The following is a 13945-nucleotide window of genomic DNA, read 5'->3' as shown; positions in this document are numbered from 1 at the left end:
CGTCAGTTCAACATAGAAGTACAATTTGTTAAAAGTGTTAATTACACCTTTGAACAATTACTATAAAATGTTGGCTATCAATGGATATTGAAGTGTAATAGCTTCGAGAAAAACACAACTGTCAATGCACAAAAAACTGGGTAAAAGAAGAAAATCTTCCCCATTTAACACTTTTAGCATTGACAATGAGCAAGCAATTAGATTTATCCAAACGGCAAGAAATTGCCAGACTTCTTAAAGAAGGCAAGGACTTCGCAGAGATTGCAAAAGTTCTTAATTTTGATCGTACGACGATATTACGTGAAATAAACCGTAATGTTGGCGATAATGGTGTGTATAATCCTGAATTAGCAGAGCAGAAGCGTAAGCATCGGAAACGTTTTCCAAAGCTTAATCCAGCAGTAGTTGCTAGTCTACCTAGTGAAATAAGGGAAGAACTTAATAAAATCTTAGTTTATGAAACTCCGAACGTTCAACGTAGGCAGTTGGTAATAGACAAGTATATTAAAGAGTATGGTTCCCTTATATTAAGTAACCTTATTACCCCCAAGGCAGCTATGCGTGCTCTCGCTAATGAATTTTATATGGAACAAAGTACCATCTATAAACTCTTAAAGCGAGAAGGAGTTTACAAGGATAGATATAATCCAATATGTATACATCCGACGGAAAAGTAACCTAATTATTAATTCAATTCAAGTGTCTATGTATCATATTGTTAAAGAGGTTCATGTAAAAAAGAAGCCATTATGGCTTGTAGATCTTCTTTTTCAGATTATCCCATCTCTCTATAGAGAAATTGGAACTAAAGAAGATATAGAAAAAAGATTCGATAAAATCCTCACTATCATGTTAGGAGCCGAAGTCAGATGGCATCACGGGAAATCCTTGCTCTCAAGGATTCAACATATCAGCCATACAAATAACAGTATTACTGTACGTGGCAACCGTGGAATAGCTATCCTTTCTTTTAGAATTGAGTCAGAACAACCATTATCAAATCAAGAAGCTATATGAAAATTGCCAATAATAGATTACCAATTACATCCTTTGTTTTGGTAGATGAAACAGGAAGAGTCATTGATGATTTAGAAAATCTCAATGAGTATACACAAGTAAAGGCTATTGCCATTAACCCTGAAAATAGATAGATTATGGGAGATTACAAATGGATTGGTTTAATGAGAAAGTTTTATAATTGTTCTTTCTATGATGATAGCAATGCTGTGCAGATGTTTTTGCACATCTTTCTGAATGCTCAAAGAGAAGATAAATCCTTCTTCAATCAGATTACAATGCCAGGACAATTTCGCACTTCTATTCAGAGTATAACAGAGTTCTTGCAGGTTACTCGTAAGTCTGCTCGCAAGTCCCTCGACAAGTTAAAGGAAGCAGGTGTTATTCATGTCTCTTCTTTAAGACGTAATGGAGTCCTTATAACAGTAAGAGACTTTAATAAGTTTCTTTCTTTACAGGATGTAAGAGGTGGCTGGGTAAAACTGTATTATGATTTAGACTTCCAGGATTTCTTTGTAGATGCAAAGAATCTTCATCTCTATCTTCATATCCTCCTCCATTCTTATTCAGAAAATGATAGATATGAAGATCCCCAGTGGTTTGATATTAAGAAAATCAGCTTACTTACAGGGTTAACACTAAAGGAAATCAAAGAAGGTCTTTTAAGACTTCGTAAATATGGAATTTTAAATGTAGGCTATGATGGGAAAAATAAGCTCTCATCTGTTCGGTTGATAGAGTTTTCGGATTACATGAAGGATAATCTTCCTGTAATTGGTCCAAATTGGTCCAAATATAACACTAATAACGAAGGTTATATTGATGCAGATATTGTTGAATATAGTGAAAATTCAGCAATGGAATTATCTTGTAAACATGTCCAAAAACGGGCCAATAAAGAGTCTATAAGTGGGCCAAAAGTTAACCAAAAAATTTCCTCACGAAATCTTCACGAGAAAGTTACTGAAAATTTTGTAATTAATGATAAATCAGCAAGTTATAACAAAAGTGGGCTAAAAGTGGGCCAAAAGAAGACCAATGATAGACCAAAAGAAAACGTTTCAAAAACGTTACCAACTTATTACGAAGGTAACTACGCGCGCGAACATATTATAAAAGAGAATAGAGATAGAGAAAGAGATAATAATAATTATTATAATAACTCGCTTTCGCGAAAATTTTCTTCCATTGAGGAACTTGTTTCAGATGACGAGTGGGTGTGTTCCATGCAGCAGCTCTATGGCTTTTCGAGCAAAGAAACTCTTTATACCGCACTAACCCTGTTTTTGGCCAACCTGAAATGTCGAAAGGAAGTAGTTCCAAGTAGCTTAGACGCTTTCTTAGATTATTTCTGTAACTGGTATAAGCGTAATGCCTCTCGATTAAAAGTCCAGCTAAAGATATCTACCCCTCTAAAGAACTATGGTATAGTTCTATGGGGTAAATGTATGTCAGCCTTTGAGAAAATAGTCAGTGAAAGAATTTTTACTTCTATCTTCAAGCAACTTTGCTTCGAGTCATATGACGAGACAAAAAAGACGCTATTGCTCGTCCTCCCTAACAAAAAAGTCTATGAGAAATTAGAAAGTTGCTATGTTGAAACATTAAGTCTTGTTTTACATAAGTTCTTCGGAATAGGCATACAACTCCGCTATCGGATACAGCAAGTATAAGAAAGTTACAAATAAAAACTTCACGCAGTTATGAATGAAGCACAAAGAATATTACAGCTAACAGGTGGAGGATTAGATATCTTTGTTCACTACCTCGGCGAGAAATGTCTTAAGAAGATATTTCGTAACCCCTTTCGGGAAGACAGCCGACCATCTTGTCACCTATATTTCAACAATAGAAGTAGTGGAGATAAGCAATACTATCTTCAAGATTTTGGTGACAGCAGCTTTTGCGGAAACTGTTTTACGATTGTAGGAAAACTTTGCAATATCAATACGAAAACCAATTTTCGTGAAGTTCTTCAGGTCATAAACCGTGATCTTTGTCTCGGAGTATTTGACGCTGGCAACACCAATCATCATATTGCTGTCCCACGACAAGTTCCTTCAGAGAATAAGAGTTCTAGCAGCAGCATAGCAAGTTTCAAAGTAGAAACACAGCCTTTCATGCCATGGGAAGAAAGCTATTGGAAAGAATATGGTATTGACCTTGCAACCCTGAAACGATACAATGTAAGAAGTATCATCAGCTGTACGTTTACGAAGGCTTCAGGTAGGGAGTTTGCCATTTATGGGTCAAAAGCTATTCCTACTTATGGATATTTCTTTGATGGTAGTCGCAGGGTCAAAATCTATCGTCCCAAGGCTAAGCTGCGCTTCATGTATGCAGGTCATTTTCCAAAGCCTTATATCTTTGGTTATGAGCAATTACCTGTAAAAGGTGATGTCGTGTTCATTACAGGTGGAGAAAAAGACGTAATGTCCCTTGCTTCGCATGGTTTTCCTGCCCTTACTTTCAATAGTGAGACTGCCAACATACCTGAAGCTATCTTTAAAAATCTCTCTAAGCGTTTTTATAAGATAATCTTTCTGTATGACACTGACGCAACCGGTAAAAAAGAATCAGAATTACGTGTACAAAAGTATCGAAAGAAGTACAATGTCTTCAAGTTAGATCTTCCTCTTGCAGGAAGTAAATCTGAAAAAGATATAAGTGATTTCTTCCGTCTAGGACACACAGACAAAGAACTTCAAGCTCTAATTAAAAGTCAACAATAACTCTTAAAATTGATTTTAAGCTTATGTCTAAATCGTTTATTAGTACATCAGAACAAAGACCTGAACATATTCACGTCAAAGAGTTTACAGATACACAGAGTATCTTGAATATGGATATAAAGCAGCTCCCAGCTGTTCATGAAATATCCTATCGACACTTTTCAAAAGTGTATCGAGGAATTGGTATTATAAATCAGAATAAAGGAATAGAGTTTGTTAATCATGAACTCACAGCGAAACCTATAACTCTGAAAAATGCTGGAATAAGTTTTCTATCAGCAAGGAAAGAACAGAGAAGTAATAGACTCTGCGCCTTCCATGATGTAACAGACTATTTAGCCTACTTATCTTTGCAAGATAACGGTTTTATTCGTCTCCCTTCAGATAGTGATGTCATCATCATGTCCGATGTTAGAAACTTCCTTCATCTACTCATAGAAGGTGACGATTACAACAGAGTCTATTTATTCTTTCCTAACGATGTCACAGGAAATACTATTACCCAAACATTAATAGATAGATATGGAAGATATGCTGTACCCTGCAATACACTTTATAAAGGGTATTCAAACCTGTTGCAGTTTGCAAAAGCAGTTGAAATCCCATCAGATGATAGTTAATATATTTTTTAATATATATCCTTAAGATATGACGTATATAATAATCTTCATAGTTTTGTTTATTGCTTTAGCTGCAGCTTTCTATTATGAAATAAGCCATAGCTATGATGATGACAAATTCAGAAAATAGAAAATAATGTAATTTCATTTTTCAGTATAAATGCTAACAAGTAAAGATATGATTGACAATGTTCTAACCATCAAAACAGGCTTTTCGGATTTATTACCCATGCCTGAATTTTATCAAGTAGTCACTTACTCACAGAAACGAGAAGAGCTACTATCCTTAATCTATGAGAAGAAGAATTTCAAGCCTTTTGCCAGCATGAAACTAATCAGAGAAATTAATTTTCTAATAAAAAAGACAATTACCATGTGGAAATTGCAATGCCTGGCAGAGCGAATAGAGAAGCTATTCGGAATCTCATGCTTTCAGATAAGCATTGACATAGAGAATAACACTGCACACATGCTTTGTAGCTGGATTGATAAAGAAACTGGAGAGTGCATCGTACTCAACAGAACAGAGCAGAAGCGATTATCGGTATTAGTCTTAGATTTTTTAGACTTACCACGTCCCCGGGGTGCAGATATGTGGTTAAGATACTTCCTATTAAATAAGTATAATAACGATCCATCCGTATATAGCAAGCAGATAGAAATTCTTGAAAGAGGGCAATATGATAGTCTTAGTTATCCTGTCATAAGAGACAGTCTTAAATATGCGGAAATGTTGTGTAAGGGATTATTAAAATAGTTTGTGATATGAGACCTTTAAAGATATATTTAGCCAGTAGTTGGCGAAACAGATTTTACGACAATGTTTTGAACGTTTTGCGCATGCAAGGCTATGAAACTTATGATTTCAAGCATCCTGAAAACAAAGAAATAAGCGGTTTTAGCTGGAACGTAAGGTCAAGCAACATAAAGGACAGCCTATGCTCTTGACAAAAAGAGAAACAGCGTCCTTGTTACTTGTTGATTATTCTACCCTTAGAAAATGGGCAAGGAAAGGATTTCTTGTCCTCACAAGGATTACTCCCCACCGTGAGTTATATCGTTATAGCGATGTTCTAAAAATATTGGAGGGCAGGGTATGAAACATTTGCTTTATTTCATACTCTCTGTACTCATTGTATATTTGATAGGTTCACTGCTAATGGCAGATTTCTTGTGGGTATTACATACTGGTTTCTTAGGATGGATAGGTGCCATTTTTATTATTCTGTGGTTTTTCCTGCAAATTGAGAAAGAGTATGATGGATGGAATATAGAAGAGGAAGAAGTAGATTCATGGAATGAAGAAGATGAAAGCGATGACCAATACATTTCCAAGAAAGAAGCCCGGAAAATAGCAGAGGATGTCTGTAAAGAAATGTTTAACATAAAAGAAAACAAATATGATAAATAGCCACACAATGGCATCGACTTATGCTAATCAAATAGCATTTAAATTATGAAAGCAAAACTTAGAAAGACAGGTGAGGTAGTAGAACTAAGGCAGTACTACTGTGATGGGACGGCAATGGGTGTTAATGGGAAATTGTATCATCAGGGTGACATATCTGAGCTGTTTGAAGATATCGATTATAAAAGACTATAATACGAATTTAATCAATTAGGCAGTAAGCCGAATGAGGTTTTCTTCAAAAAGTGGCAATTATTTTTAACGTAAAATAAATACGAATTCTTTTGTTATATGAGATGTTTTGTATATCTTTGCATACGTATATATAACTATACATATATATAGTAATAAAGCAATATGTAAATATCAAGGGATAATCTATTAAACTAATAAATTTATAAGATATGACACACCAAGCAACAATCATTTCATTTGCCAACCATAAGGGAGGTGTCGGAAAAACCACGACAACAGCAAGTGTTGGTTCTATTCTTGCCAGCTTAGGTAAGAAAGTATTATTAGTAGATATGGATGCACAGAGTAATCTCACATCGTCTTTACTAAAGAATGAAGAAATAGAGTCTACCATCTATGATGCACTCTCAACCTCTTGTAAAGGAGCAGCCTATAATTTAGCAATCTATCCGATAGCGGAAAATCTTGACATTATTCCATCTTCATTGCGTCTTGCCTCTGCAGACCTTGAACTCTCTTCTGTGATGGCAAGGGAGCATCTTCTTTCTGACGTTTTGCAGTCACAGGTTACAAACTATGACTACATACTCATAGATTGTCCCCCATCATTAGGACTTCTTACCCTCAATGCTCTCACCGCCTCTAACCTTGTTATTATCCCCCTCTTGGCTGAAGTACTGCCATTTCAGGGCTTAACTATGATAAGTGATTTTATAAGGATGGTAAAACAGAAGCTCAACCCAAAGATAGAGACAGCAGGAATTCTTCTTACACGCTGGGAGAAATCTAATTTAAGTAAGCAGATAGAAGCAGGTCTTCGTGACAAGTTAGGTAATAGTGTCTTTACGACCAAGATACGTAAGAACATCAAAATAGCTGAAGCCCCACTTGAAGCTGTTAATATAGTAGAATACGATCCAAAGAGCAATGGTGCAGCGGACTATCGTTCCTTTGTAGAAGAGTTATTAAGTAAGACATCAGGTAAATAAATAAAAGAAACAGGTAATGAGCAAAAAGATTAATAATGATGCAATGGGACAACTGTTAGAAGGTCTAACATCTTCAGCTGTCTCTCCAGTGAGTGAGTCATCAGACTCTACCACTATTTCTGAAAGTAGAAACAACAGTCAAGAGGAGCACAAGGATAGTTCTAAAAGCGTTCGTTCGAAGACAAATGGAAAGATGCGCATTTGCACATCATTAGATAAGACACTTATGAATAAGATACGTGCTATCTCTGAAAAGGAAGGAGTTCAAATCAACGAGCTTATTACTTTAGGATTAAATATGGTTGTTTCTAAGTATGAAGAGCAGCATGGTCAGATACGTCCAAAGAAAGGCGTACGTGGTGATATTAATACTATATTTCGTTAGTAATTATTCTATATATTAAATATATAGATGATTATGCAGTAATATTTTTATAAAATATGAAGTTAAGTATTATATTGTGCTGGGCAGGAGATGTATATTATTGGTATGGAAGGATTACTTTCAGGCTACTTTGACGTAAAGATTTTCACTATCAATTGGAGAAGCAATAGAATTGCTATAGAGGTTACTACAGATAAGTATATGGAAAAAGATGCTATTGGAAATTATCTTTGGAAAGAAAAGAGCCAATAAAATGCCTAGTCTTTATATAGGTAAAGAGTATGAAAGAAAAGCAATATAGAAAGGTGATACACGTTCACTTCCTCCACAATCATAGGAACTATTACTTTGGTAGTATTGCAGCCTTGTTCAGAAGATTTACTGAAGAGGATTTGGATTGTTCTGCAGCATATCTTAGCCATCTTCTAACAGAAGATGGTATGCATCATATAACAAAGAAAGTTCTTATAATAAGGTCACGTTTAATAACATAAAAAAGTAAGAATTCAACATATATATTTGCAGTTTATTATAATTATTACTTGTGATTTTTTCCACATATAAGCCTTATGAGATAATTCCTTTAAGGTTTCATTAATAGATTTAATTATATTCTCTCTTATCATATCTTATTGGTTTATGGAGAGGTGGTTAACCTCTCCGTTACCTATCATTATGCGACGTATTTGAATTCATGAACATTTATGTAAGAGTCATCATCTTCATGTTCCTCGTTCCATGCTTCAATATCCTCTTCGGTGAAGTCTTCTTTTTCAAGCAAAGAAGAAACAAAACTCTTCATTTGCTTTTCTGTTTCAAAATATTCATAGTAATCTGCGTCCTTTACATAAGCATCAACTAAGTATCGCTCCGGATAGTATTTCCCATCAGTGTCATTTGTATCGAACACCTCACATCCTGCTTCCTCTACTATATAGTATATGGTGAGGTCGGGCATAAGTTTCCCCAAAACGTGTCTAAAGTCTGTTGCTCCCCAAGCTTCTTCAGCATTGATGCGAAGAGCTTTTTCATCTAACTCATACTCTTCGATGAAGCCACGGAGATAACTCTCTTTCACCTGCTCCTTTGTTGCCCCTAAAGCTACAAGGACATTACCCTCCCATTCATTAGCTGCGTTTTCTGCAACAGGCTTCATCTTACCTTTCACGAAACCATCAATCGCATTAAACACTTTTTCTAAATCGCTTTTGCTACCCTCGATAGCATAACTTGTACTTGCCCAATTTGCCATATTCTTAATGTAAAGAAGTTAATATTAATTTCGGGCATCCTGATTCTCAACCTTATTAGGTTTTTTGGATCTTCGACCCGAACTTTTTTTTATTCCGGTGTAACCGTCATCTCGAACCTTTTATGTGCAAGGTAAGAGTGCTGGTGAAAAGGAAAGTAAGACAAATAATTGATCGATAAATTTTTCAGGAAACCGCAATCTATTTGATTTCGGAGGGTTTTGAAAAATTTATTGTCAATAGGGAACTGGTATTTGCCGTGTTTCTTACCAGTACTACCTTTGCATCTAAAAGTCGATAGATGACTACTAGCGGAGAAGAAAAGTGAGTGGCCGAGAACAGAGACAAAATGAAAATATAGATAAAAGGGAAAGTAAAAACTACTATAGGTATAGATAGAGCATAGGAATATTCTTATTCAAATGATATAGCTTTATTACAATATATTTGTATAGCTATATCTACGTATATATGAAAATATAAGCATATAAAAACACTTGCAAAAGAATATGACGAGTATTTTTTTGAAACTAAAAAAGTATATTTATTTTACTCTTTAGAGCCATTAAAGAGCCGAGAAATTAAAAATATAAAAAATTATGAGTCCCAAATTTTAACATAAAATCTTCTGAAAATCCCTTAAAAGATTTTGAAAACGTTAATATAAGACTTTTATTTTTTTGATAGTGTTTTTTTGGAATGAAGTCATTTACTTTGTAGCCAATAAATAAAAGAATATGGGATCATTCGGAATATTTGCAATTGTAGTGACATTCATCTTTGTCATTTACTATGTAGTCATGATTTGTCTTGATTTGTTCGGCACCAAAGGCGAAAAGAAAGACAGTGTTGAGGTCATTTATGCAGGTACCCCTGTAGAAAATACTTCAGGATCTTCCATCACCACTCCTATAAATGTAAATGAGGAAGCAGATGGTAAGTTCAGCATTGACAATCCTGATAGTCAGCAAGAAGAAACAAAAAAAGAGCAAGATACCACTCCTCCTGCTGAAGAGGAGGATTTATCTGTTCCATCAGGGCTGGAATCTCTTTCTGCAACAGATATTATTGGAGCAGACATTGACGAGATTGCAGTTCAATCCAAGGCAAAGGTTGATGGTATCAATGAAAAACTTAATACTATTCCTTCTACTATTCAAGGTGCTGTATATATAGATGAGTTTCAAGAAACATATATGGCAGCCTTAGAAAAAGCAAGAGATACAGAAGAGCAAGCAGAACAACTATTATCAGTTTAATCATGAAGAATTTGAAATATAGAAACTACACACTGATAGCATCATTACTGCTTTTAGGGCAGCCAATGATGGCAAACTGCGGAACAACAGACTATAGTGGTAATTCAGGACGCCTTTATAATATGGTTGTCTATGTTCTCACCTGTTGTACAGCAGTATTATATCTCCTTTATTCCATTGCAGCAATATTATCCATATACAGTGCAACCAACATCTACATCAAGATGCAGACTGGTGAGGAGGGTCTTACGAAGAGCATACTCATTTTAGTAGGAGCCTGTATCTTCCTGTTGGCTGCAACTGTAGTTCTTCCAGCCTTCTTCGGTTTCCAGTTTGGAATCACCGATCGACTTTGGTAATACTTTTATTACATAACTTTATTAATTAATTTAATTTTTACGACAATGAACATAAACTTGTCAACAAAGGTAAGCGGTGCCAAGCAATTTTGCGTAACCGTAAGTAAGAAAATCAAGACAGTAGTCATGGATCCCCGCTTTGTAGCCGCGATGTTACTGCTGGTCATCTGTACAGTTTCAGTAGAAGCACAGAGTATGGATTCCGGCGTAAAGGCTATTAGTTCTGCTAGTGACTCTATCAAGAAGTACTTGCCAGTTGTGACCAAACTCATCTATGTTATTGCAGGTATTGTAGCTATTTTGGGTGCAATTTCTGTATATATCAAGATGAACAATGAGGAACAGGATGTTAAGAAGTCGATCATGATGATAGTCGGTGCTTGTATCTTCCTCATTGCAGCTGCACAGGCATTACCATTGTTCTTCGGTCTCTAAACGATGACACAATGCCACAAGTCAAGAATGACTATCCTGACTACCCAGTATTCAAGGGACTTCAAAAACCCCTTGAATTCCTGGGCCTTCGAGGAAGATACATTGTTTGGGCAGCTTGCACTGTTGGCGGAGGACTCTTATCTTTCTTGATAGGTTACGTTGTCTTTGGCTTCCTTATAGCCTTGGTTTTACTCACCATTATCCTCTCTGTAGGAGGTGTTGCTATCTTCGTCAAACAGCATAAAGGGCTTCATTCAAAGAAAAGTCCTAAAGGTATCTATATTTTTTGTCGTTCTCGGAATTATTGATAGAAAACAGTTTTGATAGTAAATAAAAAAATACATGATTACTATAATCGTCATATTAGTTTTTGCTTCCGTCCTTTTAGGAATGTTCTTTTCTGTCAAAGCTTTTGGCACAGGAAGCAAACGAGCTAAAATTTTTGAAGACATCTATTTCAGCTTCGAAGATGTCAATGATATAGGCATTGTCTATACCAAGAAGGGCGATTATTCAGCCATCTTAAAGATGGATAACCCAGTAAGAAAATATTCAGCCGACACCGAAGGCTATTATGAGTTTACAAAGTTACTAGCCTCTGTCCTTCAAGTCTTAGGCGAAGGTTATGCCATTCATAAGCAAGACATCTTCGTCCGTAAGAACTTTAATATGTCAAGCATCGCCAGCAAAGATACTGATGTAAAGAAGCACTTCCTTTCAGATGCTTATCTCAAATTTTTCAATGGTCGTCCCTATATAGACTCCGTTACCTACCTCACTATCACTCAACGTGGTCGTACTGGGGGCTTAAAATCCTATAATGCAGATAAATGGCGAGACTTTCAAGTTAAAATTCAGAAAGTCTACGACCGTTTAAGTAGTGAAAACATCAATTGTTGTTTCCTTAACAGCAACGAATGTCAGAATTTCACCGAGCGTTTCTTTGCTATAGATTTCAAGCACGATGTTGTCTCTATGACAGACTTCAAGGTAGAATCAGAGAAAATCGGCATGGGTAATGAGCAGCTGAAGATCTACAGTCTTTTGGATGTTGATGATCCTGGTCTTCCAGGTGTTCTTCGTCCTTATGCCGATATTAATGTCAATAACACTGTTATGCCCCAAGATCTTCTTTCCGATTTAAGCATACTTCCTGAAGTAGACACCATCGTCTACAATCAGGTTATCTTTCTTCCTAATCAAAAGCGAGAGATTATGAAATTGGAAAAGAAGAAAAACCGTCATGCCTCTATCCCTAATCCAAATAATCAGATAGCCGTTGAAGACATTAACAATGTCTTAAATGAAGTAGCACGTGACGGTAAGCAATTCGTATATGCCCATTATAACCTAATGGTTAAGACATCAGCTGACAAGGACCTTCAGAAGGTTACCAATAGTTTAGAGAACTTATTAGCACGCTATAGTATGCACCTATCTAAGCGTGCCTATAATCAGTTAGAGTTGTTTGTAGCCAGTTTTCCAGGCAACTGCTACGAACTCAATATAGATTACGATCGTTTCTTAACCCTCTCCGAACCAGCTCTATGTCTCCTTTATAAGGAACGTCAACAAAAGGGAGACGATACAAACTTAAAGTGTTATTATACCGACAGACAAGGCGTTCCAATGTCTATCGACGTATCAGGAAAGGAAGGTAAGGTAAGATACACCGATAATAGTAATTTCTTTGTATTAGGTCCTTCAGGAAGTGGGAAGTCTTTCTTTATGAACACCGTCATGCGTCAATACTACGAGCAGGATACTGATATCGTTATTGTAGACACAGGTGATAGTTATGAAGGACTCTGTAGTTACTTTGAGGGTGTATATGTGACCTATTCTAAAGAACACCCTATTTCTATGAACCCTTTCAAGATAGAAAAGACCGAGTACGAACAAAACTTCCAGGCAAAGAAAGACTTCCTTAGAAACATTATCTTCCTTATATTCAAGGGCAAAGATGAGCCAACAAAGTTAGAGGAGACCATAGTAAATCAAACATTGATAGAATACTTCGAGGAGTATTTTCATCCTTTTGAAGGATTTACCGAAGCACAGCGAGAGGATATTCGCCATATCATGGAACTCGAAGACAAACGCACCGGTAAATACGATGAATATGAAGAAGAGTTAGAAAGACGTTATGGAGCATCTGAAGACATCGATGATATTACCTATAGCGAAGATGAGTCTGATACAGAACAGCCCGAGTCAGCTGCAAGTCAAAACAAACAGGAGCGTAATCTTCGCCTCCGTGATAAGTTGCAAGCCGTCATTGATGACAAAGCTGCTACTGAAGGCGAGAAGAAAAATGCCAAGAGTCAACTTCTTCGTCTCACTCCCGAAGTTATCGAGAGTAAATATCTTCAGCATATCAATAGAAAGATAGATAAGATAGAACGCCAGCGTAAGAAGATGCGTGTAACGGAACTCAATTTCAACAGCTATTATGAGTTCGCTATCGAACGCATACCACAGATATTGAAAGAAGACCATGTCAGTTTCGCTATTAATGAGTTTGCCACCATCTTAAAGCCCTTCTACAAAGGCGGAGAGATGGAATATACCCTCAACAATGATATGGACTCTTCTCTGTTCAATGAAAAATTCATTGTCTTTGAGATAGATAAGATAAAAGAGAACCCAGTTCTATTCCCTATTGTCGTCCTTATCATTATGGACGTATTTACGCAAAAGATGCTCTTAAAGGAAGGACGTAAGTGTCTTGTTATTGAAGAGGCATGGAAAGCCATTGCCACCCCAGTCATGGCTACCTATATTCAATACCTCTATAAGACCGCTCGTAAGCACTGGGCAATGGTTGGCGTTGTCACACAGGAGATTCAAGATGTCACCGAGTCCAAGATTGTCAAAGAAGCCATCATTAACAATTCAGGTGTCTTTATGCTGCTTGATCAAAGCAAGTTCAAAGACAAGTTTGATAATATTAAGAAAACATTGGCTCTGACGGATACAGACTGTAAGAAGATATTCACCATCAATCGTTTAGAGAACAAGGAGGGTCGTTCACCCTTTAAAGAGGTATTTATTAAGCGAGGTCAAGAAGGCGATGTTTACGGCATTGAAGAACCGCCTGAATGTTACATGAGCTATACGACAGAGAAAGTCGAGAAACTCGCCTTAAAACTCTATAAGAAGATTTTGTGTTGTGATCACCAGCAAGCTATCGAAGCTTTTGTAAGAGACTGGAAACATTCACGTATCAAGAGCTCCTTAGAGTTTGCAAGGAAAGTATTAAAAGAAAGAAAAGTATTAGACAAATAAAAAATCAG

Annotated in this window: 21 protein-coding genes; 20 read left to right on the top strand and 1 reads right to left on the bottom strand. The window is 36.4% G+C overall.

Annotation, left to right across the window (positions count from 1 at the left end; all coding sequences use genetic code 11):
- The first annotated feature begins 185 nt into the window (after window positions 1-185).
- From HMPREF9018_RS07455 to HMPREF9018_RS10745, 15 genes are all read left to right on the top strand, one after another.
- Window positions 186-677, top strand: coding sequence for a helix-turn-helix domain-containing protein (locus HMPREF9018_RS07455; protein WP_008450014.1), 492 nt, complete (start codon window positions 186-188; stop codon window positions 675-677).
- A gap of 172 nt (window positions 678-849) precedes the next feature.
- Window positions 850-1017, top strand: coding sequence for a hypothetical protein (locus HMPREF9018_RS11290; RefSeq protein ID WP_232724660.1), 168 nt, complete (start codon window positions 850-852; stop codon window positions 1015-1017).
- A complete protein-coding gene (locus HMPREF9018_RS11120; protein ID WP_008449996.1) occupies window positions 1014-1151 on the top strand; it encodes a hypothetical protein in 138 nt (45 codons plus the stop codon). Before HMPREF9018_RS11290 ends, HMPREF9018_RS11120 begins: the two co-directional genes overlap by 4 nt.
- A 3-nt stretch (window positions 1152-1154) precedes the next feature.
- Window positions 1155-2690, top strand: a complete 1536-nt coding sequence (locus HMPREF9018_RS07445) for a DUF7833 domain-containing protein (RefSeq protein ID WP_008449987.1) — start codon at window positions 1155-1157, stop codon at window positions 2688-2690.
- A 30-nt stretch (window positions 2691-2720) separates the two neighbouring features.
- Entirely contained in the window at window positions 2721-3749 is a 1029-nt protein-coding gene (locus HMPREF9018_RS07440; protein ID WP_008449982.1) for a toprim domain-containing protein, read from the top strand.
- Between the two features lie 23 nt (window positions 3750-3772).
- Window positions 3773-4369 carry a hypothetical protein gene (locus HMPREF9018_RS07435; RefSeq protein WP_008450005.1) on the top strand — a complete coding sequence of 199 codons (597 nt, stop codon included), beginning with the start codon at window positions 3773-3775 and terminating at the stop codon, window positions 4367-4369.
- A 178-nt stretch (window positions 4370-4547) separates the two neighbouring features.
- Complete coding sequence (locus tag HMPREF9018_RS07430) at window positions 4548-5126, top strand: hypothetical protein (RefSeq protein WP_039864658.1); 579 nt, start codon at window positions 4548-4550, stop codon at window positions 5124-5126.
- An 8-nt stretch (window positions 5127-5134) separates the two neighbouring features.
- Window positions 5135-5317 carry a hypothetical protein gene (locus HMPREF9018_RS07425; RefSeq protein WP_008450003.1) on the top strand — a complete coding sequence of 61 codons (183 nt, stop codon included), beginning with the start codon at window positions 5135-5137 and terminating at the stop codon, window positions 5315-5317.
- Entirely contained in the window at window positions 5308-5469 is a 162-nt protein-coding gene (locus HMPREF9018_RS10750; protein ID WP_008449998.1) for a MerR family transcriptional regulator, read from the top strand. The genes HMPREF9018_RS07425 and HMPREF9018_RS10750 overlap by 10 nt, the downstream gene beginning before the upstream one ends.
- The gene (locus HMPREF9018_RS07420) at window positions 5466-5780 is read left to right on the top strand and encodes a hypothetical protein (RefSeq protein ID WP_081452781.1); all 315 of its coding nucleotides are present in this window, start codon (window positions 5466-5468) and stop codon (window positions 5778-5780) included. Before HMPREF9018_RS10750 ends, HMPREF9018_RS07420 begins: the two co-directional genes overlap by 4 nt.
- A gap of 45 nt (window positions 5781-5825) precedes the next feature.
- Window positions 5826-5972 (top strand): hypothetical protein, encoded by a 147-nt coding sequence (locus HMPREF9018_RS11025; protein ID WP_157794592.1) that lies wholly within the window; start codon window positions 5826-5828, stop codon window positions 5970-5972.
- 209 nt (window positions 5973-6181) lie between these two features.
- Complete coding sequence (locus HMPREF9018_RS07415) at window positions 6182-6961, top strand: ParA family protein (RefSeq protein ID WP_008450024.1); 780 nt, start codon at window positions 6182-6184, stop codon at window positions 6959-6961.
- 16 nt (window positions 6962-6977) lie between these two features.
- On the top strand, window positions 6978-7346 hold the full coding sequence (locus HMPREF9018_RS07410; protein WP_039864650.1) for a hypothetical protein: 369 nt from the start codon (window positions 6978-6980) through the stop codon (window positions 7344-7346).
- 105 nt (window positions 7347-7451) lie between these two features.
- Entirely contained in the window at window positions 7452-7598 is a 147-nt protein-coding gene (locus HMPREF9018_RS11020) for a hypothetical protein (protein WP_157794591.1), read from the top strand.
- Window positions 7599-7627: 29 nt separating this feature from the next.
- Entirely contained in the window at window positions 7628-7840 is a 213-nt protein-coding gene (locus HMPREF9018_RS10745) for a hypothetical protein (protein ID WP_008450012.1), read from the top strand.
- 179 nt (window positions 7841-8019) lie between these two features.
- Here the strand turns inward: HMPREF9018_RS10745 and HMPREF9018_RS07405 are convergent, their stop codons facing one another.
- A complete protein-coding gene (locus tag HMPREF9018_RS07405) occupies window positions 8020-8598 on the bottom strand; it encodes a hypothetical protein (RefSeq protein WP_039864649.1) in 579 nt (192 codons plus the stop codon).
- A gap of 735 nt (window positions 8599-9333) precedes the next feature.
- Between HMPREF9018_RS07405 and HMPREF9018_RS07400 the strand changes: the two genes are divergently transcribed.
- From HMPREF9018_RS07400 to HMPREF9018_RS07380, 5 genes are read left to right on the top strand one after another with little or no spacing between them, the layout of a single operon-like run.
- The gene (locus tag HMPREF9018_RS07400; RefSeq protein WP_039864648.1) at window positions 9334-9855 is read left to right on the top strand and encodes a hypothetical protein; all 522 of its coding nucleotides are present in this window, start codon (window positions 9334-9336) and stop codon (window positions 9853-9855) included.
- A gap of 2 nt (window positions 9856-9857) precedes the next feature.
- On the top strand, window positions 9858-10214 hold the full coding sequence (locus tag HMPREF9018_RS07395) for a DUF4134 family protein (RefSeq protein ID WP_008449989.1): 357 nt from the start codon (window positions 9858-9860) through the stop codon (window positions 10212-10214).
- Between the two features lie 45 nt (window positions 10215-10259).
- On the top strand, window positions 10260-10649 hold the full coding sequence (locus HMPREF9018_RS07390; protein ID WP_039864647.1) for a DUF4134 domain-containing protein: 390 nt from the start codon (window positions 10260-10262) through the stop codon (window positions 10647-10649).
- A gap of 11 nt (window positions 10650-10660) precedes the next feature.
- On the top strand, window positions 10661-10957 hold the full coding sequence (locus HMPREF9018_RS07385; RefSeq protein WP_039864646.1) for a DUF4133 domain-containing protein: 297 nt from the start codon (window positions 10661-10663) through the stop codon (window positions 10955-10957).
- A 34-nt stretch (window positions 10958-10991) separates the two neighbouring features.
- A complete protein-coding gene (locus tag HMPREF9018_RS07380) occupies window positions 10992-13937 on the top strand; it encodes a TraG/VirB4 family ATPase (protein ID WP_008449999.1) in 2946 nt (981 codons plus the stop codon).
- Window positions 13938-13945: the final 8 nt, after the last annotated feature.

This window comes from Prevotella amnii CRIS 21A-A, from assembly GCF_000177355.1.
Lineage (GTDB): Bacteria > Bacteroidota > Bacteroidia > Bacteroidales > Bacteroidaceae > Prevotella > Prevotella amnii.
The sequence above is the reverse complement of the archived record's forward strand: the minus strand, read 5'-3'. Positions and strand labels throughout refer to the sequence as shown.